Annotated in this window: 23 protein-coding genes; 21 read left to right on the top strand and 2 right to left on the bottom strand. The window is 59.3% G+C overall.

The genetic code is table 11. The features are described from left to right. Nucleotides 1-56 precede the first annotated feature (56 nt). Entirely contained in the window at nt 57-2267 is a 2211-nt protein-coding gene (zntA, locus tag ACOI7D_RS23915; RefSeq protein ID WP_281166494.1) for a Zn(II)/Cd(II)/Pb(II) translocating P-type ATPase ZntA, read from the top strand. Nucleotides 2268-2979: 712 nt separating this feature from the next. Here the strand turns inward: zntA and tusA are convergent. After that, nucleotides 2980-3225 (bottom strand): sulfurtransferase TusA, encoded by a 246-nt coding sequence (gene tusA, locus ACOI7D_RS23910; RefSeq protein WP_044524980.1) that lies wholly within the window; start codon nt 3223-3225, stop codon nt 2980-2982. A 206-nt stretch (nt 3226-3431) separates the two neighbouring features. Here tusA and ACOI7D_RS23905 point away from each other — a divergent pair, with 206 nt between their 5' ends. Continuing rightward, on the top strand, nt 3432-4097 hold the full coding sequence (locus tag ACOI7D_RS23905) for a 7-cyano-7-deazaguanine/7-aminomethyl-7-deazaguanine transporter (protein WP_023291236.1): 666 nt from the start codon (nt 3432-3434) through the stop codon (nt 4095-4097). Between the two features lie 73 nt (nt 4098-4170). Continuing rightward, nucleotides 4171-4728 (top strand): DcrB family lipoprotein, encoded by a 558-nt coding sequence (locus ACOI7D_RS23900; RefSeq protein ID WP_023291237.1) that lies wholly within the window; start codon nt 4171-4173, stop codon nt 4726-4728. On the opposite strand, the gene ACOI7D_RS23895 is transcribed toward ACOI7D_RS23900, so the two are convergent. Next, on the bottom strand, nt 4729-5949 hold the full coding sequence (locus tag ACOI7D_RS23895; RefSeq protein ID WP_109546843.1) for an MFS transporter: 1221 nt from the start codon (nt 5947-5949) through the stop codon (nt 4729-4731). A gap of 405 nt (nt 5950-6354) precedes the next feature. Between ACOI7D_RS23895 and ACOI7D_RS23890 the strand changes: the two genes are divergently transcribed. The 18 genes from ACOI7D_RS23890 to ACOI7D_RS23805 all read left to right on the top strand — a co-directional run bounded on the left by ACOI7D_RS23890 (nt 6355) and on the right by ACOI7D_RS23805 (nt 21380). Next, nucleotides 6355-6750, top strand: coding sequence for a lipoprotein (locus tag ACOI7D_RS23890; RefSeq protein ID WP_023291239.1), 396 nt, complete (start codon nt 6355-6357; stop codon nt 6748-6750). Nucleotides 6751-6812: 62 nt separating this feature from the next. Beyond that, nucleotides 6813-7874: a methyltransferase gene (locus tag ACOI7D_RS23885; RefSeq protein ID WP_109546842.1), complete on the top strand. Its 1062-nt coding sequence runs from the start codon at nt 6813-6815 to the stop codon at nt 7872-7874. A gap of 20 nt (nt 7875-7894) precedes the next feature. Continuing rightward, entirely contained in the window at nt 7895-8617 is a 723-nt protein-coding gene (locus ACOI7D_RS23880; RefSeq protein ID WP_060589759.1) for a beta-ketoacyl synthase chain length factor, read from the top strand. Further along, entirely contained in the window at nt 8596-9429 is an 834-nt protein-coding gene (locus ACOI7D_RS23875; RefSeq protein ID WP_181945468.1) for a lysophospholipid acyltransferase family protein, read from the top strand. Before ACOI7D_RS23880 ends, ACOI7D_RS23875 begins: the two co-directional genes overlap by 22 nt. Then, on the top strand, nt 9410-9667 hold the full coding sequence (locus ACOI7D_RS23870; RefSeq protein WP_023291243.1) for a phosphopantetheine-binding protein: 258 nt from the start codon (nt 9410-9412) through the stop codon (nt 9665-9667). Before ACOI7D_RS23875 ends, ACOI7D_RS23870 begins: the two co-directional genes overlap by 20 nt. 11 nt (nt 9668-9678) lie before the next feature. After that, nucleotides 9679-9930 (top strand): acyl carrier protein, encoded by a 252-nt coding sequence (locus tag ACOI7D_RS23865; RefSeq protein ID WP_023291244.1) that lies wholly within the window; start codon nt 9679-9681, stop codon nt 9928-9930. 6 nt (nt 9931-9936) lie between these two features. Then, a complete protein-coding gene (locus tag ACOI7D_RS23860; protein ID WP_032454262.1) occupies nt 9937-10518 on the top strand; it encodes a hypothetical protein in 582 nt (193 codons plus the stop codon). Then, nucleotides 10515-11864 (top strand): AMP-binding protein, encoded by a 1350-nt coding sequence (locus ACOI7D_RS23855; RefSeq protein ID WP_109546840.1) that lies wholly within the window; start codon nt 10515-10517, stop codon nt 11862-11864. Before ACOI7D_RS23860 ends, ACOI7D_RS23855 begins: the two co-directional genes overlap by 4 nt. Then, nucleotides 11851-12204: a beta-hydroxyacyl-ACP dehydratase gene (locus ACOI7D_RS23850; RefSeq protein WP_023291247.1), complete on the top strand. Its 354-nt coding sequence runs from the start codon at nt 11851-11853 to the stop codon at nt 12202-12204. The genes ACOI7D_RS23855 and ACOI7D_RS23850 overlap by 14 nt, the downstream gene beginning before the upstream one ends. Further along, a complete protein-coding gene (locus ACOI7D_RS23845) occupies nt 12195-13886 on the top strand; it encodes a glycosyltransferase family 2 protein (RefSeq protein WP_060589765.1) in 1692 nt (563 codons plus the stop codon). Before ACOI7D_RS23850 ends, ACOI7D_RS23845 begins: the two co-directional genes overlap by 10 nt. A gap of 3 nt (nt 13887-13889) precedes the next feature. Beyond that, entirely contained in the window at nt 13890-14312 is a 423-nt protein-coding gene (locus ACOI7D_RS23840) for an acyl-CoA thioesterase (RefSeq protein ID WP_032454265.1), read from the top strand. Beyond that, nucleotides 14309-14914, top strand: coding sequence for a LolA family protein (locus ACOI7D_RS23835; protein WP_109546838.1), 606 nt, complete (start codon nt 14309-14311; stop codon nt 14912-14914). The genes ACOI7D_RS23840 and ACOI7D_RS23835 overlap by 4 nt, the downstream gene beginning before the upstream one ends. After that, complete coding sequence (locus tag ACOI7D_RS23830; RefSeq protein WP_060589767.1) at nt 14883-17201, top strand: MMPL family transporter; 2319 nt, start codon at nt 14883-14885, stop codon at nt 17199-17201. Before ACOI7D_RS23835 ends, ACOI7D_RS23830 begins: the two co-directional genes overlap by 32 nt. Further along, on the top strand, nt 17198-17782 hold the full coding sequence (locus ACOI7D_RS23825; protein WP_060589769.1) for a DUF3261 domain-containing protein: 585 nt from the start codon (nt 17198-17200) through the stop codon (nt 17780-17782). Before ACOI7D_RS23830 ends, ACOI7D_RS23825 begins: the two co-directional genes overlap by 4 nt. Nucleotide 17783: 1 nt before the next feature. Further along, nucleotides 17784-18953, top strand: coding sequence for a beta-ketoacyl-[acyl-carrier-protein] synthase family protein (locus ACOI7D_RS23820; protein ID WP_060589771.1), 1170 nt, complete (start codon nt 17784-17786; stop codon nt 18951-18953). Then, entirely contained in the window at nt 18950-19426 is a 477-nt protein-coding gene (locus tag ACOI7D_RS23815) for a 3-hydroxy-fatty acyl-ACP dehydratase (RefSeq protein ID WP_032454951.1), read from the top strand. The genes ACOI7D_RS23820 and ACOI7D_RS23815 overlap by 4 nt, the downstream gene beginning before the upstream one ends. Next, nucleotides 19423-20154, top strand: a complete 732-nt coding sequence (locus ACOI7D_RS23810; RefSeq protein ID WP_060589773.1) for a 3-ketoacyl-ACP reductase FabG2 — start codon at nt 19423-19425, stop codon at nt 20152-20154. The genes ACOI7D_RS23815 and ACOI7D_RS23810 overlap by 4 nt, the downstream gene beginning before the upstream one ends. Further along, on the top strand, nt 20151-21380 hold the full coding sequence (locus ACOI7D_RS23805; RefSeq protein ID WP_023291256.1) for a beta-ketoacyl-ACP synthase: 1230 nt from the start codon (nt 20151-20153) through the stop codon (nt 21378-21380). Before ACOI7D_RS23810 ends, ACOI7D_RS23805 begins: the two co-directional genes overlap by 4 nt.

Below are 21380 nucleotides of genomic sequence, written 5' to 3'. Positions count from 1 at the left end.
GACTCCAGAGTGTATCCTACGGCTAATGAGAAAATTATCATTTACCGGAGGGTGCCATGTCGACTCCAGACGCGCAGGATAAAAAAGTCCCACAATTCTCGTCATTCACCATGCGGCCAGCGCCCGCCCCGGCGGAAAGCTGCTGCACAGACCACGCCTGCGCCGCAGAGAGCGCGCCTGCCGCCGAAGCGCTCAGCGACGCCCGCTACAGCTGGCAGGTTGCAGGCATGGACTGCGCCGCCTGCGCCCGCAAGGTGGAAACGGCGGTTCGTCAGGTGCCCGGCGTCAGTCAGGTTCAGGTGCTGTTCGCCACTGAAAAATTATTGGTTAACGCCGAGGGCGACGTTCGGGCTCAGGTTGAGCAGGCGGTACGTCAGGCAGGCTATACGCTGCGCGATGCCGATGCCCCCGCGTCAGAGAAAACTCAGGGCTCGCGGCTGCGCGACAATTTACCGTTGCTGACGCTGATCATGATGATGGCCCTGAGCTGGGGGTTGGAGCAGGCCAACCACCCTGCCGGTCAGTTAGCCTTTATTGCCACCACCCTGGTCGGCCTGTGGCCGGTTGCCCGCCAGGCGCTGCGCCTGATCAAGAGCGGGAGCTGGTTCGCCATTGAAACGCTGATGAGCGTCGCCGCCATCGGGGCGCTGTTTATCGGCGCCACCGCAGAGGCGGCGATGGTCCTGCTGCTGTTCCTGATCGGCGAGCGTCTCGAAGGCTGGGCCGCCAGCCGCGCGCGGCAGGGGGTGAGCGCGCTGATGGCGCTGAAGCCCGACACCGCCATTCGCCTGCGCAACGGCGTGCGGGAAACCGTCGCCCAGCGCGATCTGCGCCCGGGGGATGTGATCGAAGTGGCCGCCGGCGGGCGTCTGCCGGCGGATGGTCAGCTGCTGTCGCCATTTGCCAGCTTTGATGAAAGCGCTCTGACCGGCGAGTCGGTGCCGGTGGAGCGCCAGGCCGGAGAACGCGTAGCGGCGGGCACCACCAGCGTCGACCGCCTGGTGCAGCTGACCGTAATCTCCGAACCGGGCGACAGCGCCATCGACCGCATCCTGAAGCTGATTGAAGAGGCGGAGGAGCGTCGGGCGCCGATCGAGCGTTTTATCGATCGCTTCAGCCGGATCTACACTCCGGCCATTATGGTGGTGGCCCTGTTGGTCGCCATTGTCCCGCCCCTGCTCTTCGCCAGCGCCTGGCTGCCGTGGATTTATAAAGGGCTGACGCTGCTGCTGATCGGCTGCCCGTGCGCGCTGGTCATCTCCACCCCGGCAGCCATCACTTCCGGCCTGGCGGTCGCCGCCCGACGCGGAGCATTAATTAAAGGCGGCGCGGCGCTGGAACAGCTGGGCCAGGTGCGCCAGGTGGCGTTCGACAAAACCGGCACCCTGACCGTCGGCCAGCCGCAGGTGACCTCGGTCATCGCCACGGCTGAGAATGACGATAACACGCTGCTGGCGCTGGCGGCGGCGGTTGAGCAAGGCTCCAGCCATCCGCTGGCGCAGGCTATCGTCCGCGAAGCGCAGCGGCGTCAGCTGAGTATTCCGCAGGCCAGCGGCCAGCGGGCGCTGGCCGGCTCCGGTATCGAAGCCGAGGTCAACGGCAGCCGTATCGTGATCTGCGCGGCCAGCAAAGCCGCCCCGTCAGAGCATGAGGCGCAGATCCAGCAGCTGGAGAGCGCCGGTCAAACGGTGGTGCTGGTCATGCGCGGCGAGACGCTTCTCGGCATCCTGGCGCTGCGCGACACCCTGCGCGACGACGCGCGTCAGGCAGTGGATGCCTTACACCAGCTGGGGGTGCAGGGGGTGATCCTTACCGGGGATAACCCGCGCGCCGCGGCGGCCATCGCCAGCGAACTGGGGCTGGAGTTCCGCGCCGGCCTGCTGCCGGCGGACAAAGTCGAAGCGGTGATGGCGCTGAATGCCGATGCGCCGCTGGCGATGGTCGGGGACGGCATCAACGACGCCCCGGCGATGAAGGCGGCGACCATCGGCATCGCCATGGGCAGCGGCACCGACGTGGCGCTGGAGACCGCCGACGCCGCGCTGACCCACAACCGTCTGACCGGCCTGGCGCAGATGATCTCCCTGGCGCGGGCGACCCACGCGAATATTCGCCAGAACATCGCGATTGCCTTAGGGCTGAAGGGGATTTTCCTTGTCACCACCCTGCTCGGCCTGACCGGCCTGTGGCTGGCGGTGCTGGCGGATACCGGCGCCACCGTACTGGTAACGGCTAACGCGCTGCGGTTATTGCGTAAGAAGTTGTAGCATAGATACCGGCTTCCCTGCTCGCGCTACGCTTAGCAGGGCTACGGTTCCAGACCGTCGGGTAGCCCGGATAAGGCGCTACGCGCCGCCATCCGGGGTATTCCCTGCTCGCGCTGCGCTTAGCAGGGCTACGGTTCCAGACCGTCGGGTAGCCCGGATAAGGCGCTACGCGCCGCCATCCGGGATATTCCCTGCTCGCGCTACGCTTAGCAGGGCTACGGTTCCAGACCGTCGGGTAGCCCGGATAAGGCGCTACGCGCCGCCATCCGGGATATTCCCTGCTCGCGCTGCGCTTAGCAGGGCTACGATTCCGGACCGTCGGGTAGCCCGGATAAGGCGCTACGCGCCGCCATCCGGGATATTCCCTGCTCGCGCTGCGCTTAGCAGGGCTACGATTCCGGACCGTCGGGTAGCCCGGATAAGGCGCTACGCGCCGCTATCCGGGGTATTCCCTGCTCGCGCTGCGCTTAGCAGGGCTACGGTTCCAGACCGTCGGGTAGCCCGGATAAGGCGCTACGCGCCGCCATCCAGGATATTCCCTGCTCGCGCTACGCTTAGCAGGGCTACGGTTCCAGACCGTCGGGTAGCCCGGATAAGGCGCTACGCGCCGCCATCCGGGGTATTCCCTGCTCGCGCTACGCTTAGCAGGGCTACGGTTCCGGACCGTCGGGTAGCCCGGATAAGGCGCTACGCGCCGCCATCCGGGAGAGACTCAGTGGCTTTTGCGGATCAGGTAGCGGTACGGCAGAGCTTCGGTTTGCTGGGCCACCAGCTCATGCTCCATAAAGCGGCAGAATCCCGGGATATCGCGGGTGGTGGCCGGATCGTCAGCAATAATCAGCAGCGTCTCGCCGACGGGCATTGTCCGCACGGTTTTACGCACCATCATGACCGGCTCCGGGCAGCGCAGTCCCAGGGCATCCAGAGTGTGGTCTGGAGTGGAGAAAAGTTCGCTCATTTTAGTCTCACATCAACAAAACGGCCCTAGTTTACCCCCAGTTCGCCAGTACGCAAGCCAGGTTAACGTTTGCGCGAAAAACAACCATTGCATTACGCCGGCAACGCAGTATCATGCAGCCGTTTTTCATTGGGTTCCCTCACCCCAACGTTCCGCTGCCGATTGCTCATTTACCTGAAGCATGACGGGCATAAAAAGGTCACAATATGAATCCGTTTACTACCGTACAGCGCAAAAAAGCGCTCGTCTGGCTTTCGCTATTTCATCTGCTGGTGATCACCTCCAGCAACTATCTGGTTCAGCTACCGATCTCCATCTTTGGTTTCCATACCACCTGGGGGGCGTTCAGTTTTCCGTTTATCTTCCTCGCCACCGATCTGACGGTGCGAATTTTTGGCGCACCGCTGGCGCGACGCATTATTTTTGCGGTGATGGTCCCGGCGCTGGTCATCTCCTACGCCATCTCCGCCCTGTTTTACATGGGCGAGTGGCAGGGTTTCGCGGCGCTGGGCACCTTTAATCTCTTCGTCGCGCGTATCGCCATCGCCAGCTTTATGGCCTATGCGCTGGGGCAGATCCTCGACGTCCACGTTTTCAACCGCCTGCGGCAGAGCCGCCGCTGGTGGCTGGCCCCCACCGCCTCGACGCTGTTCGGCAACATCAGCGATACCGTGGCGTTCTTCTTCATCGCCTTCTGGCGCAGCCCGGATCCATTTATGGCCGCCCACTGGGGGGAAATCGCCCTCGTCGACTACAGCTTTAAAGTGCTTATCAGCATCATTTTCTTCCTGCCGATGTACGGCGTACTGTTAAATATGCTGTTGAAAAGGCTGGCGGATAAATCTGATTTGTCGGCATTGCAGCCGAGTTAAAGGTACTCGCGGGCTGATGTGTTAAGATAGCCGGATGAGCCATTAGTGGCCGTTTATCGAAAGGAAGATGTCAATGCGCAATTTGGTTAAATATGTCGGTATTGGCCTGCTGGTGATGGGGCTTGCCGCCTGCGATAACAGCGATTCAAAAGCGCCAACCGTTGGGGCAGCAGCGGAGAGCAACACCAGCGGCCAGGCGATCAGCCTGCTGGATGGCAAACTGAGCTTCACCCTGCCTGCGGGCATGGCCGACCAGAGCGGCAAACTGGGTACTCAGGCGAACAACATGCACGTCTATTCTGACGCCACCGGCCAGAAAGCAGTCATCGTCATCGTCGGCGACAGCACCAATGAAGACCTGGCGGTGCTGGCGAAGCGCCTGGAAGATCAGCAGCGTAGCCGCGACCCGCAGCTGCAGGTGGTGAGCAATAAATCGCTGGAGATCAAAGGTCACACCCTGCAGCAGCTGGACAGCATCATCTCCGCCAAGGGGCAGACCGCCTGGTCTTCCGTGCTCCTCGGCAAAGTGGATGACAAACTGCTGACCCTGCAGGTCACCCTGCCGGCGGACAACCAGCAGCAGGCGCAGACCGAAGCGGAAAGCATCATCAGCACCCTCACCATCCAGTAATTACTGGCCTGGTGCGACGGCCTCCGGTTCGCTGACCGGGGGCCGTTTTTTTAACCGCCAGCCCAGCAGCAGCGCCGCCATCACCAGACCTGCCGCCGCCAGATATATCACCGGGATCCCGATCCACGCCATCAGCAAGCCGGCCAGCGGCCCGGTGACGCCTAACGACAAATCCATAAACACGGTATAGGTGGCCAGCGCCGACCCCTGGTTATGCTGCGGCACCGCTTTCACCGCCACCACGCCCAGCGCCGGAAAGACCAGTGAGAACCCGGCCCCGGTAAGAAAGGTGCCGATTTTCGCCAGCAGCGGCGTATCGGCAAAGCCGACCAGCAGCAGGCCAATGATCTCCACGCTAAAGCAGAGCATCGCCACGTTCAGCCCGCCGAGGCGGTTAATGGCGTTGGGAAACAGCAGCCGCGCGCCAACGAACGCGCAGCTGAACAGCGTCAGGGCGAAGGCCGCCCCGTCCCAGCCTTTGGCGTCATAAAACAGCGTGATAAAGGTGGCGATCACCCCGAAACCGGCGGAGGCCAGGGCCAGCGCCATGCCGTAGGGCCACACCCGCCCGAGCACCGCGCGAAACGACATTGCTTTGCCTTTCGCCGCCTTCACCGCTGCGCGGGGCAGCGCGCAGAGGATAGCCACCAGCGCAACCGCCATAATGACCCCGGCCAGGCCGCTGAGGCCAATTTGCGAATAGCACAGCACGCCGAGCGGGGCGCCCATCGCCATCGCCCCGTAGGTCACAATGCCGTTCCATGAGATCACCCGCCCGATATGCAGCGACCCAACAACGCCGACGCCCCACAGCGTCGAGCCGGTGCCGGCAAAGCTCTGGCCGATGCCGAGAATGACTCGTCCGAGGCATAGCAGCAGCAGGCTAACCAGCGGCCAGCAGCTGCTCCAGGCGGCCAGCAGATAGCTCAGACCGCTTAAAAAGCAGCCGAAGAGGCCGAAGACGACTATCTTTTTGGGCCCCAGCAGGTCAGCGTAGCGCCCGGCGTGCGGGCGGCTGAGCAGCGTGGCGAAATATTGCAGACTAATCACCAGGCCGGCCCAGAAAGCGCTAAAGCCCATTACATCATGCACATAGCCAGGAAGTACCGCCAGCGGCAAGCCGATGGTGAGGTAGCTGGCAAAGTTAAAAATAACCACGGAGACAATCCGCAGATTGAGGCGCAGTCCATTGAGCGCCGGTTCGGCGACGGGTTCGGGCATCAGGTTCCACCAGATTTGTACTATACAGAGCCACTATTACCACGACTTCTGTTGAAAAGCAGCCTTCCGATGGCAATAACCTCAGCGGCGCCATCGCCGCGCTCATCAGCATAAATTGCCGCGACGATTATTCGACTTTCCTTAATGGAAGGATAAATACATATTAATAATTATCGCTATTGCCTGAGCAGGGTTAAATTACTTATACTTCCTCACGGCTCTGATAGCGCCTCATTGTTTATCATGATGTTAATATTTCTATAACATCATATTTCCCTCTCCGGCCTGTTTTAATACAGATGAACATATTGCCTGACAGAACAACCACAGCATATCAGCCTATATAAAAGTTTCTTACGTGGCATAAGTTAATGCCAGTAGCCAATATATTGACATGGAGTATTCATGAAAAAAATTATTCACTGGATGATTGCCGCTACGGTTGTCGGTGCGCTCGCCGGTTGCGCACGGACAGCCCCTATTGAACAGGTCAATGCGATAGTGAGCGCCGGCCATACGGAAGCGCAGGTCAAGGATGCCATTATCAAAGCAGGTGCTCAGCGCCAATGGATTATGTCTGACGCGGGCCCTGGCGTCATAAAAGGTAAATTGCAAAATCGCGACCATGTCGCGGATATTAAAATTAACTACTCCGCAACAAGTTATTCTATTGTCTATGTGAGTAGCATTAATCTCATGGCCGCCAACGGAAAAATTCATAGAAACTATAACCGCTGGGTACACAACCTCGATAAAGATATTCAGGTTACGCTGGCAGCAAACACCGCTCTGCAACAATAAATATACATACGGGTCACTACTGACCCGTTTCGCCGATTATTTGTAATAAGGTTGTACCGAACGTGTACCAAAAGGATTCTCTCAGCGCACTTGATGCCATTACTGAAGCGCAGCGTATTGCTTTTGCCCCCATGCTCTTTCAAACCGCATTATGTCTACGCAACTCAGGTATTCTGGGTTATCTGGACCAACAAGGTAAACGCGGTGCAACGTTTGCAGACATCAGTGAAATTCTCGATGGAAAAGAATATGCCGTTAGCGTTTTGCTCGATATGGGATTAAGCGGTCGTATCCTGACCTATAAAGAGGAACGCTACCACCTCTCTAAAATAGGACATTTCTTACTTCATGATCCGATGACGCGAGTAAATATGGATTTTACTCAAGACGTTTGTTATCAAGGATTATTCTTTCTGGAAAATGCGCTCCAGGAGGGAAAGCCTTCAGGATTAAAAGTTTTTGGTGAGTGGCCAACGATTTACCCTGCCTTGTCACAGCTACCACCCGCGGCGCGCAAAAGCTGGTTTGCCTTCGACCATTACTATTCCGATGGCGCCTTCACTGCAGCGCTGCCCTATGTATTCGCCAGCCAGCCCGCAAGGCTGTACGATGTAGGCGGTAATACCGGGAAATGGGCGCTACGCTGTTGCCAGTACGATGAAAATATCGCGGTCACGTTATTAGATTTACCGCAACAAATTGCACTGGCACGGGAAAATATAGAAAATGCTGGCCTTGCCCATCGCATCGATTTTCATGCTGTGGATATGCTGAGTGACGCCCCCCTACCCGGAGAAGCGGATATCTGGTGGATGAGTCAGTTCCTGGACTGTTTCTCACCAGAACAAATCATCACCATACTCAGTAACGTGGCACAGGTCATGAAACCTGGCGCCCGCCTGTACATTCTGGAATTGTTCTGGGATGCGCAGAAATTTGAAGCAGCATCATTTAGTCTGAATGCGTCTTCACTCTATTTTACCTGTATGGCCAACGGCAACAGCCGTTTCTACAGCGTAGAGAAATTTTACCGCTATCTTGAAATGGCGGGGTTCGAAGTAGAACAGCGTCACGATAATTTAGGCGTTGGGCATACCTTGTTGATATGCCACAAGAATAATTGATTGATCGCGGATGCGAGTGGATGACATTTTCATTTAACATTGTTGATTGGCAGGCCTTCGCGCCTGGCGTCAGTGGCCCCGAGCAATGGCAACGGTGGTCACAGCATTTGCACGCCATCGATCCCGCCGCGGCGCCACCCAAACTCAGCGAATTGCCGATGATGACCGCACGCCGACTCAGCTCGGGAAGTAAGCTGGCTGTTGAATGCGGTCTGGCTATGCTCCGTCGCCATGAAATCGATGCCGTTCTTTATACCAGCCGTCACGGCGAACTGGAGCGCAACTATCGGATCCTCCATGCGCTGGCTATGGAGCAAGCGATCTCGCCGACCGATTTCGCCTTATCGGTGCATAATTCCGCCGTGGGTAATCTGACGATTGCTGCAAAAAAAGCGATTATGTCGTCATCCCTTTCTGCCGGACGCGATACGTTTCAGCAGGGATTATACGAAGTGATGGGCCTGCTACAGGCGGGTTATCAGCGCGTGTTGATGGTTGATTTCGACGGTTTTCTCCCTGAGTTTTACCACGCTCAGTTGCCGCCAGGTATCACCACCTGGCCCTATGCGGCAGCCTGGGTGATTGAGCCCGGTCGCCAGTGGCAATGCCACGCCCAGCCTCATGCAGCCGTTGCTGAAAGTCCATTACCGCAAAGTTTACTGTTCTTGCAGTACTATTTGCAGAATGCCCGCACGTTCGCGCTTCCCGGCGATCGCGTGCAATGGCAATGGAGCCGCGCATGAAGCCGTTTTTCCACCGGCTTAATCGGCTCTGGCGCGCAGCGATGACCGGTTTCTGCTTCGCACTGTTTGGCATTGGCGGCCTGCTGCTCTCGCTCATCTGGTTTAATCTGCTGCTGGTTTTGGTACGTAATAAAACCCGCCGACGCCGTATCGCGCGGCGCAGCATTTCCGTTAGCTTTCGCGTATTCCTCAGCATGGTGAAAAGCGTCGGCGTTCTCGATTACCGTATCGATGGCCGCGATATTTTGCGCGCGGAGCGCGGTTGCCTGGTGGTCGCCAATCACCCCAGCCTTATTGACTACGTAATGCTGGCCTCGGTGATGCCGGAGACCGACTGCATGGTAAAAAGCGCGCTGCTGAAAAATCCATTCGTCAGCGGCGTGATCCGCGCCGCCGATTATCTGATTAACGATCAGGCCGATGCCCTGCTGCCGGCAAGCCGGCAGCGTTTACAGCAAGGCGATACGATTTTGATTTTCCCTGAAGGCACGCGCACCGTGCCGGGGAAAAAAATGCAGCTACAGCGGGGGGCGGCTAATATCGCGGTACGCTGTGGCAGCGATTTACGCATTGTCGTCATCCGCTGTACCGAGCATATGCTGGGTAAACAAAGCAAATGGTACGACGCGCCGCCAACTAAGCCGCGGTTTACCGTCGAGGTTGGAGAGCGGCTGCCAATACATCAGTTTTATGATGCCAATAAACAAGAACCGGCGCTGGCCGCAAGACAGTTGAACCGTCATATTTTGCTTAAATTAGAAACAGGCACTCTCCCTGAAACAGGAATGAATGATGCAAGCGCTCTATCTTGAAATTAAAAATCTGATCATCAGTACCTTGAACCTGGACGAGCTGTCCGCTGATGATATCGACACCGACGCCGCGCTTTTTGGCGATGGTCTGGGCCTGGACTCAATTGATGCGCTGGAGCTGGGTCTGGCGGTGAAAAATCAGTACGGCGTGGTGCTGTCGGCTGAAAGTGAAGAGATGCGTCAGCATTTCTACTCTGTCGCCACGCTGGCGGCATTTATTCAAGCACAGCGCGCCTGAGGAGAGTGGTTATGAATGAACAACAAGCCATTTACGAAGAAATCTCCGCGCTGCTGGTGAACGTGTTTGAAATCGATCCGCAGGATATTACGCCTGAGGCCCGCCTGTACGAAGATCTCGAACTGGACAGTATCGACGCCATCGACATGATCGTCCATCTGCAAAAGAAAATTGGTAAGAAAATCAAGCCAGAAGAGTTCAAAACTGTCCGCACCGTGCAGGATGTGGTCGATGCGGTAGAACGCCTGTTCAAAGAAGAATAATTCACCGTGTCGGGCATTCGCTCACTGCCAGTTGTGCCATTGCTGACGGGCATATTGCTGCTGGCCTGGCCGTTTATAATCTGGTTCGGCCTCGCGCATAACAGCCTGCAAGGGTTGTTACCGCTCATGGCGCTGATGTTGTTTTTACGCTTTCGTCAGACCCGGCGACGGGCGGGAGCGCTGAGCGTGGTCACTCAGATTGTGGCGGTGGCCGGCATGACGCTGTGTATTGCCAGCTACCTGCTGAAAACCCATCAGTTACTGCTATTTTACCCGGTGGTGGTGAACAGCGTGATGCTGGCGGTGTTTGGCGGTTCGCTATGGTCCAGGATGCCGATAATCGAGCGTCTGGCGCGACTGCGTGAACCGGATCTTCCGGAGCGGGCTGTACGCTATACCCGGCGCGTCACCCAAATCTGGTGCGCCTTTTTCATCATTAACGGTGGCATTGCGCTTTTTACCGCGCTGTATGGCGATCTGTCCCTGTGGACGGCGTGGAACGGCATGATTTCCTATCTGCTGATGGGCACGCTCATGGCCGGCGAGTGGCTGGTGCGCCAGCGGGTGATAAAACGAGATAAACCATGAAGCAGCCTCTCCCGTTGGACCAGTGGCTCAGCGCCGCGCGTTCGCCGGAAACGCCGATCGCCTGGCATGACACGCACCTCTGGACGCTTGCACATCTGCGCCATGATGTCGCCCACCTGCTCACGCACTTGCGTCAGCAGCCAGCCATGCGCTGGGCGTTGTGCATTGAAAATAGCTACTTGTTTATCGTCGCTCTGCTGGCAACCCTGCATGCCGGTAAAACGCCGGTCCTTCCCGGCCACGGCCGTATTTCGCTGTTAAATGAGCAGAAGGCGCTGTTTGACGGCATTCTCAGCGATAAAGCGCTGGCATGGGATGGCGCGCTGGTGATTGTCGAGTCCACGATGGCGGTAACGAGCGGCCAGATGCATTTTCCCGCGCCAGGCAAAGAGGCTTGCATTGAATTATTCACCTCCGGTTCCACCGGTCAACCGAAGCGAATTTGCAAACCGATCGGATCGCTCGACCGCGAGGCGGCGCTGTTATCCGCCTGCTATGCCGGGCGTCTGGCAGGCTGTCGGGTGGTGGCATCCGTAGCGCCGCAGCATATGTATGGCCTGACGTTTCGACTGTTCTTGCCAATGGCGTTGGGTTTACCGCTTCACGCGGACATGCTGGAGTACACCGAGCAGTTAACGGCGTTAAGCCGGAAGTATCGCTATCTGTTTATTAGTAGTCCGGCCTTCCTTAAACGTCTCGACCACCGGCTTACCCCTCCGCCGATCGAAATGATCGTGTCCGCAGGCGGCAAGCTGCTTTGGCAGGATGCCGTGCAAACGGCCCGCTGGTGCAATACCTGGCCGGATGAAATTTACGGCAGTACGGAAAGCGGCGTCATCGCCTGCCGCCAGCGCGTGCAGGATGAGGCGCCATGGCAACCGTTTCCCGGCATCCGCTTTCAGCCAGAAGGCGATGCGTTCCGCCTCTTTTCTCCGCTTATTACCGATAACCGCGGCCAGCTGCTCGAGGATATTTTGCATTTTCGCGAGAGTGGCCACTTCCATTTAGCAGGCCGTCGGGATCGCGTGGTCAAAATTGAAGAGAAGCGCATATCGCTGAGCGAAGTGGAGCAGCGCCTGCTGGAACTTGAAGGCATCATTGATGCCGCCGTGTTACCCATCACCCGCGGCAGCCGTCAGAGTATTGGCGTATTGCTGGTGCTGGATAACCATGCCCGCCAGCGCTGGGGAAAAAGCCAGGAGACTCATTGGCGAAAAGCACTGCGCCCTCTGCTGGAACCGGTCGCCATTCCCCGCTACTGGCGGGTTATCGACGAGATCCCCGTCAATAGTATGAACAAGCGTGTCTACGCGCAGTTACAGGAGTTATTTCATGCAGCCCCATGAAATTGAGCGCCGTCAGCCACAAGCCGATCGGGTTGAAATCATTTTATCGGTGGATCCGGCGTTATTCTGGTTTCGCGGCCACTTTGCCGTTCAGCCCTTGTTGCCAGGCGTCGCGCAGATTGACTGGGCGATGCATTACGCCACCACCCTGCTGGCGCCCGGCTGGCGCTTTCACGATATACACAATGTGAAATTCCAGTCGCCACTCCTGCCGGGGGCGATCGTGACGCTCACTCTTAGCTGGCAGGAGGCGCGTCAGCTCATCACCTTCAGCTATCAGCGCCACGATGGCGAAACACGACATACCGCCAGCAGCGGGAAGATTCGCTTATGTCGCTAACCTTTTCCCCCTGCGTGGTGATCCCGTGCTATAACCACGGCGCGATGATGTCGCGGGTGCTGGCGCGCCTGCAGCCGTTTGATCTTCCCTGTATCGTGGTGGACGACGGCAGCGACAGTCGCACACAGCTGGAGCTGGAGCGACTGGCGCTGGAAAACCCGGATCTGACGTTGATCCGCTTACCGCAGAACGCCGGAAAAGGCGCCGCGGTCATCTGCGGATTACAGGCCGCAGCGCAAGCCGGGTTCAGCCACGCGGTGCAGGTCGATGCCGATGGGCAGCACGCCATCGAAGATATTCCGCAGCTGCTGGCGCTGGCGCAGAAGCATCCCGAGGCGCTGATCTCCGGCCAGCCGGTTTACGACGACTCAATCCCGCGCTCGCGCCTGTACGGACGCTGGATCACCCACGTCTGGGTATGGATTGAAACGCTATCGCTGCAGCTAAAAGACAGCATGTGCGGCTTTCGCGTCTATCCGCTGGCGCCGACGCTGCAGCTGGCTAAGCGCGTGCCCCTCGGCAAGCGGATGGATTTTGATACCGAAGTGATGGTGCGCCTCTACTGGCAGGGGAACACCAGCTACTTTGTCCCGACCCGCGTGACCTATCCGCCGGACGGTTTGTCGCATTTCGATGCCCTCAGAGATAACTGCCGCATCTCGCTGATGCATACCCGACTGTTCCTCGGCATGTTGCCGCGGATCCCCTCGCTGCTGTTTCGCCGCGCTTCGCCGCACTGGGCGCGTCAGAAGGAGGTCAAAGGCTTATGGGGCATGCGCCTGATGCTGTTGGTGTGGCGGCTGTTGGGACGACACGCGTTTTCGCTGCTGCTCTACCCGGTGGTCGGCGTCTACTGGCTAACGGCCAGCACCGCGCGCCGCGCTTCACAAAACTGGCTTACCCGCGTGCGCGACCAGTTAGCCGCTCGTCAGCTGCCGGAGCCGGGCGAACTCAGTAGCTATCGTCACTTCCTGCGCTTTGGCAACGCGATGCTGGATAAAATCGCCAGCTGGCGCGGCGAACTGCAGTTTGGTCGCGATGTGGTGTTTGCCGCAGGTGCCGAAGAGACGCTCAATATCGACGATCCGCGCGGCAAACTACTGCTGGCCTCACATCTCGGCGATGTTGAAGCCTGCCGTGCGCTGGCGCAGCTGCAGGGCAGCAAGACCATCAACGCGCTGGTGTTCAGCGACAATGCCCAACGCTTTAAGCAGATTATGGCGGAGATGGCCCCGCAGGCCGGACTCAACTTGCTGCCGGTCACCGATATCGGTCCGGAGACCGCCATGCTGCTGCAGGAAAAACTGGATCGCGGAGAATGGATCGCTATTGTCGGCGATCGTATTGCGGTCAATCCGCAGCGCGGCGGCGAGTGGCGCGTCTGCTGGAGCCGTTTTATGGGGCAACCGGCCCCCTTCCCGCAGGGGCCCTTTATCCTCGCGGCTATTTTGCGCTGCCCGGTCAATTTGATGTTCGCTCTGCGTCAGCAGGGCAAGCTGCGCATTTACTGTGAGCCGTTCGCTGACCCGCTGCCGCTGCCGCGCGCCAATCGCCAGCAGGCACTGCAACATATCATCGATCGCTACGCCGAACGGCTGGAATATTACGCGCTGCAGTCGCCGCTCGACTGGTTTAACTTTTTCGATTTCTGGCGTTTGCCGGAGCCCAAAGATAAGGAGTAAAGGGTGCTTAACGATCCCCGTTTTACTGCTGAAGTAGAGCTAACCATTCCCTTTCACGACGTCGATATGATGGGCGTCGTCTGGCATGGCAACTATTTCCGCTACTTCGAAATTGCCCGCGAGGCGCTGCTTAACCAGTTCAACTACGGCTACCGGCAGATGAAAGCCTCCGGCTATCTGTGGCCGGTGGTGGATACCCGCGTGAAGTACCGGGACGTTATCACCTTCGAGCAGCGTATTCGCGTCCGCGCGCGTCTGGAAGAGTTCGAAAACCGCCTGCGCATTGGCTATGAAATTTTTGCCGCCGAGAGCGGCAAACGCACCACCACCGGCTACACCATCCAGGTCGCGGTGGACGAAAAAAGCGGCGAGATGTGTTTTGTCAGCCCGCAAGTTCTGTTTGAACGCATGGGGGTCACGCCATGAGATTGCTGCTGTTGGTGGGACTGTTCATCAGTCCGTTGGTCAGCGCGCTGACGCTCGATGACCTGCAAAAACAATTTAGCGAACAGCCGGTGGTGCGCGCCCACTTCGATCAAACCCGCACCATAAAGGATCTTCCGCAGCCGCTGCGATCCCAGGGGCGGATGTTGATCGCCCGCGACCAGGGCTTGCTGTGGGATCAAACCTCACCGTTCCCGATGCAACTGCTGCTGGATGACAAACGGATGGTGCAGGCGATTAACGGCCAGCCGCCGCAGACCGTCACCGCCGAAAACAACCCGCAGATGTTCCAGTTCAACCATCTGCTGCGCGCGCTGTTCCAGGCCGATCGTAACGTGCTGGAGGAGAACTTCCGCGTGGAATTCGCCGATAAAGGCGACGGGCGATGGACGCTGCGCCTGACGCCTGTCACCACGCCGCTGGATAAGATTTTCGCCAGCATCGCTCTCGCCGGAAAAACCTACCTGGAGCATATTCAACTCAACGATAAACAAGGCGATCGCACCGATATCGCCCTTTCCCAACATCAACTGACGCCAGCGCAACTGACCGATGACGAACGCCAACGCTTTGCCGCCCAGTAAACGTCCTGCGCTGATCTGGGGCGTCGTCTGCCTGATACTGGCGGGCGCGCTGCTGGCGCTGTTGCCGCAGGCCCGGCTCAACAGCAGCGTGCTGGCGATGCTGCCCAAACAGACGCTCGGCGCGATCCCCCCCGCGCTGAACGACGGCTTTATGCAGCGTCTGGATCGCCAGCTGGTCTGGCTGGTCAGCCCCGGTAAACAGGCCGACCCGCAGGTGGCTCGCGACTGGCTGCGGTTGCTGCAAACCTCAGACGCGCTGGCCGAGGTCAAAGGCCCAATGGATGCCGCCAGTCAGCAGGCCTGGGGAACGTTTTTCTGGCAACATCGCAATGCGTTAATCGACCCCGCCACCCGCGCGCGTCTGCAGGAGGGCGGCGAAGCGCAGGCCCAGTGGATCCTTTCGCAGCTCTATTCGGCGTTTTCCGGGGTCAGCGGTAAAGAGTTACAAAACGACCCGCTGATGCTGATGCGCGGCTCACAGCTGGCGATGGCGAATAGCGGCCAGCGGATGCAACTGCAGGACGGGTGGCTGACCAGTAAAGACGCGCAAGGCAATGTCTGGTATCTGCTGCACGGCGAGCTGGCGGGTTCGTCGTTCGATATGCGACAGACGCACCGCCTGGTGACCACCCTCGCGCAGCTTGAAAAGGAATTAAAAGCGCGCCACCCGCAGGCGCAGCTGCTGTCGCGAGGCACCGTATTTTACAGTGATTACGCCAGCCAGCAGGCGAAGCGCGATATCTCCACTCTCGGCGCGGCCACCCTGTTCGGCGTCATCCTGTTGATCGTGGCCGTGTTCCGCTCGCTGCGTCCGCTGCTGTTATGCGCGATCTCTATCGCTATCGGCGCACTGGCCGGCACCGTTGCCACGCTGCTGCTGTTTGGCGAGCTGCATCTGATGACCCTGGTGATGAGCATGAGCATTATTGGCATTTCCGCAGATTACACGCTCTATTACCTGACCGAACGGATGGTCCATGGCGCAGCGGCTTCACCGTGGCAAAGCCTTGTTAAAGTACGGAAAGCGCTGCTGCTGGCGCTGCTTACCACCGTGGCGGCGTATTTAATCATGATGCTGGCCCCCTTCCCGGCCATTCGCCAGATGGCGCTATTTGCGGCCGTGGGGCTAAGCGCCTCATGCCTGACGGTGATTTTCTGGCAGCCATGGCTGTGCCATGGGCTCCCGGTGCGTCCCGTTCCAGCGATGGTGCTGATGTCGCGCTGGCTCGCGGCATGGCGGCGTAACAAAAAACTCGCCATCGGTCTGCCGGTGGTTCTGGCCATTTTCTCCCTGACGGGGCTCGCTCTCCTGCGGGTGGATGACGATATCTCACAGCTGCAGGCGCTACCGCAGAATATCCTCTCCCAGGAGCATGCCATCACCGCGCTCACTGGCCAAAGCGTCGATCAAAAGTGGTTCGTGGTTTACGGCGACACGGCGCAACAAACGCTGCAGCGGCTTGAAGCCTTTATGCCCGCACTGGCTAAAGCGCAAACCGACGGTATGCTTGGCGGGTATCGCGCCATTCCGCTCAATTCACTGGCCCGCCAGCAGCAGGATCTGGCCCTGCTGAAGCAGGCGGCGCCGGCCGTCGGCCAGGCGCTGAATAACGCCGGACTCACCGCTGTTCACCCCGACCTGCGGCCGATGCCGGTGACAGTCGGCGACTGGCTTGCCAGTCCGGCCAGCGAAGGCTGGCGGCTGCTATGGCTGACGCTGCCGGATGGCGAAAGCGGCGTACTGGTGCCAGTGAGCGGGGTGAAAGATAGCCCGGCGCTGAAGGCGCTCAGCACAACCCAGACTGGCGTGGCGTGGGTCGATCGTAAAAGCGATTTCGACCAGCTTTTCGCGCTCTACCGTCATATTTTAACCGGGCTGCTCGGCGTTGCGCTGGCGGTGATTGCCTGCGGCGCCGCTATCCGCCTTGGCTGGCGCAAGGGCTTAATAAGCCTGCTGCCGTCGGTATTGTCGCTGGGATGCGGCCTGGGGGCGTTGGCGCTCACCGGCCACGCCGTTAACCTGTTCTCCTTACTGGCGCTGGTGCTGGTACTTGGGATTGGCATCAACTACACCCTGTTTTTCAGCAACCCGCGCGGCACGCCGCTGACATCGCTGCTGGCGGTTACCCTGGCGATGATGACCACCTTATTAACGCTTGGCATGCTGGTGTTTAGCGCCACCCAGGCCATCAGCAGCTTTGGCACTGTCCTGGTCAGCGGTATTTTCACCGCTTTCCTGCTGTCGCCGCTGGCGATGCCGAGCAAAAAAGAGAAAAAAAGACGATGAGAAGACCATCATTCTGGCGCGCCTTCGCGCTCTTCGCCGCCTTATTGCTGGCCGGCTGCAGTTATTCGCCGCCGGAGCCGCAAGGCCGTCCGCAGGCGTGGCTGGAGCCGGGTACGCGCGTCACGCTGCCGCCGCCGGGCATCTCGCCGGCCATCAGTTCCCAGCAGTTATTGACCGGCCGCTTCAACGGCCAAACCCAGTCGCTGCTGGTGCTGCTCAATGCCGATGATAAAAAGCTCACGCTGGCGGGCCTGTCGTCCGTCGGTATCCGCCTGTTCCTGGTGACCTATGATCAACAAGGGCTGCGCGCGGAACAGTCGATGGTGATCCCGCAACTGCCGCCCGCCAGCCAGGTGCTGGCCGATGTGATGCTCAGCCACTGGCCGCTTAGCGCATGGCTGCTGCAGCTGCCGAAAGGCTGGACGCTAACCGACCGCGGCGACAAACGCGAACTGCGTAACGCGCGCGGAAAACTGGTCACCGACATCACCTATATCAACCGCAAAGGCAAGCGCGTGCCGATTAGCATCGAGCAGCACGTCTTTAAATACCACATCACCATTCAATACCTGGGTGACTGAGATGATCTTCATTTCTGCTGTCGGCATGATTAACGCCCTGGGACGCGATAATGATGAAATCGCTGCCAATCTGGCCCGCGGCATAGCGCCCGGCATGCGCCCGCGTGAAGGGTGGTTACAGGGGCATCCGCAGGCGATTTTCGCGGGGGTGGACGGCGAACTACCCGCCATTCCCGATACCTTTCGCGACCATCGTTCGCGCAATAATCAGCTGCTGCTGGCGGCGCTGGCGCAGATCCGGCCGCAGGTGGATCGCGCCATCGCCCGCTATGGCCGGGCTCGGGTCGCCGTGGTGTTGGGCACCAGTACGTCAGGGCTGGATGAAGGCGACGTACACGTTAATTTGACGCTTAACGGCAAGGCGAGCGAGGCCTGGCGCTATCCACAGCAGGAGCTGGGCGACCCGTCGCGTTTTCTCAGCCGCTGGCTGGCGCTGGATGGTCCGGCATATACCCTGTCAACCGCCTGCTCCTCCAGCGCGCGGGCGATAATCAGCGGACGGCGGCTCATTGAGGCGGGACTGGCGGATGTGGCGATCGTCGGCGGCGCGGATACCCTTAGCCGGATGCCCATCAACGGCTTTCACAGCCTGGAGTCGCTCTCCACGACGCAGTGCCAGCCGTTTAGCCGCGACCGCTGCGGGATCACCATCGGCGAAGGGGCGGCGCTGATGCTGCTGACCCGCGAGCCGCAGCCCATCGCGCTGCTGGGTATCGGCGAATCCAGCGACGCCTGGCATATTTCCGCCCCGCATCCCCAAGGAGAAGGGGCGATGCGCGCCATTCAGCAGGCGCTGGACGACGCGGGCATCATGCCGGAGCAGGTGGGTTACATTAACCTGCACGGTACCGCTACGCGGCTTAACGACCAGATAGAAGCCCGGGTGATCAACGCGCTGTTTGGCGAAAGGGTGCCCTGTAGTTCCACCAAACATCTGACCGGACATACGCTGGGTGCGGCGGGGATCACCGAGGCCGCCATCGGCATGCTGATCCTGCAGCGCAATCTGTTGTTACCGGCACAGGATTTCAGTCAGTCTCCGCAGGATGACACGCTACCGCCGTGCGGGCTCATTGAACATCCGCAGCCGCTGTCGCGGCCAGTTATCCTGTCGAACTCTTTTGCCTTTGGCGGCAATAACACCAGCATCCTGCTCGGGAGAATGTCATGAGCCACTTTTTATCACCCGGCAGTTACCTGCCGCACGACGCGCCGATGCTGCTGCTGGAAGAGGTCGAGGCGGTGACCGCCGACACCGCCACCTGCCGCGTCGCGGTCTCACCCGGCAGCGTTCTGGCGCCATTTCTCGATACCAACGGCGATCTTCCCGGCTGGTTCGCCCTTGAATTAATGGCGCAGACCGTCGGCGTCTGGTCCGGCTGGCACCGCCAGCAGCAAGGACAAACATCGCTCGCTTTAGGCATGGTGCTGGGCGCGCGCGAACTGGTTTGCGCGGCCGGGAGCCTGCCGGGCGGAAAGACGCTGTCCATCAGCGTGAAGCTCTTGATGCAGGATGAACGTTTCGGCAGCTTCGAAGGCACCATTATGGTGGACGATGACGTCCTGGCCAGCGGGCGGGTCAACACCTTCCAGCCCACAACAGAAGAACTTAGCACTTTATTTCAACAAGGAGCGTCAGAATGAGTCGTTCAGTTTTGGTTACCGGCGCCAGCAAAGGCATCGGTCGCGCTATCGCCTGCCAGCTGGCAGCGGACGGTTTTGTGGTGGGCGTCCACTATCATCGCGACCGCGCGGGGGCGCAACAGACGCTGGAGGCGATAACCGCCGCCGGCGGCGACGGCCGGCTGCTGAGTTTTGACGTCGCCGATCGTCAGCAATGCCGCGAGGTACTGGAGCAGGATATGGCCGACCATGGCGCGTGGTATGGTATTGTCAGCAACGCCGGCATCGCCCGCGACGGCGCCTTCCCGGCGCTTGGCGATGACGACTGGGACGCCGTGATCCACACCAACCTCGACAGTTTTTATAACGTCATTCATCCCTGCATCATGCCGATGATTAGCGCGCGCCAGGGCGGACGTATCATCACCCTCTCCTCGGTTTCCGGCGTCATGGGCAACCGCGGCCAGGTCAACTACAGCGCCGCCAAGGCGGGCATTATCGGCGCCACCAAAGCGCTGGCGATAGAACTGGCAAAACGCAAAATCACCGTTAACTGTATTGCACCGGGTCTTATCGACACCGGGATGATTGAAATGGAAGAGCGCGCGCTGCAAGAGGCGATGACCATGATCCCGATGAAACGCATGGGTCAGGCCGACGAGGTGGCCGGGCTTGCCAGCTATTTAATGTCGGATATCGCGGGCTACGTCACCCGCCAGGTCATTTCCATCAACGGGGGGATGCTATGATACGCCGGGTGGTCATTACAGGGATGGGCGGGGTGACCGCGTTTGGCGAAAACTGGCAGGATGTCGCCACCAGGCTGCGGGAATATAAAAATGCGGTGCGTAAGATGCCGGAATGGCTGGCGTATGACGGACTGCATACGCTGCTGGGGGCGCCAATCGACGATTTCACCCTGCCGGAGCATTATACCCGCAAGCGTATCCGCGCGATGGGGCGGGTATCGCGACTCTCCACCCGCGCCACTGAGCTCGCGCTGGAGCAGGCCGGGCTTATCGGCGACACCGTGCTGACCAACGGCCAAACCGGCATCGCTTACGGCTCGTCAACCGGTAGTACCGGTCCGGTGAGCGAGTTCGCCACCATGTTGACGGAGAAACATACCAACAATATCACCGGCACTACCTATGTGCAGATGATGCCGCATACTACCGCGGTGAATACCGGATTATTCTTCGGTCTGCGGGGGCGCGTGATCCCCACCTCCAGCGCCTGCACCTCCGGCAGCCAGGCGATTGGCTACGCCTGGGAAGCTATTCGCCACGGTTACCAAACGGTGATGGTGGCCGGCGGGGCCGAGGAGCTCTGCCCTTCGGAAGCCGCGGTATTCGATACCCTCTTCGCCACCAGCCAACGCAATGACGAACCGGCCCTCACCCCCTCTCCGTTCGATGAACAGCGAGATGGTCTGGTGATTGGCGAAGGCGCCGGCACGCTGATCCTTGAAGATCTCGAGCATGCCAAAGCGCGCGGCGCAACCATCTACGGTGAAATCGTCGGGTTCGCCACTAACTGCGATGCGGCCCATATTACCCAGCCGCAGCGCGAAACCATGCAGATCTGCATGGAACAATCGCTAAACATGGCGGGCTTAAGCCCCCGGGATATCGGCTATATTTCGGCCCACGGCACCGCCACCGATCGCGGCGATATCGCGGAAAGCCAGGCAACGGCGGCCGTTTACGGCGACAGCGTGCCGATCTCTTCGCTGAAAAGCTATTTCGGCCATACGCTTGGCGCTTGCGGGGCGTTAGAAGCGTGGATGAGCCTGCAGATGATGCGCGAAGGCTGGTTTGCGCCAACGCTGAATCTCCATAAACCGGACGCCAACTGTGGCGAACTGGATTACATCATGGGGGAAAAGCGCAAACTGGAGTGTGAATTCCTGCAGAGCAACAACTTCGCCTTCGGCGGCATTAACACCTCAATCATTATTCGACGCTGGCCTTGA

It is taken from the genome of Klebsiella sp. C360, assembly GCF_048822415.1.
GTDB lineage: Bacteria > Pseudomonadota > Gammaproteobacteria > Enterobacterales > Enterobacteriaceae > Klebsiella > Klebsiella quasipneumoniae.
The sequence above is the reverse complement of the archived record's forward strand: the minus strand, read 5'-3'. Positions and strand labels throughout refer to the sequence as shown.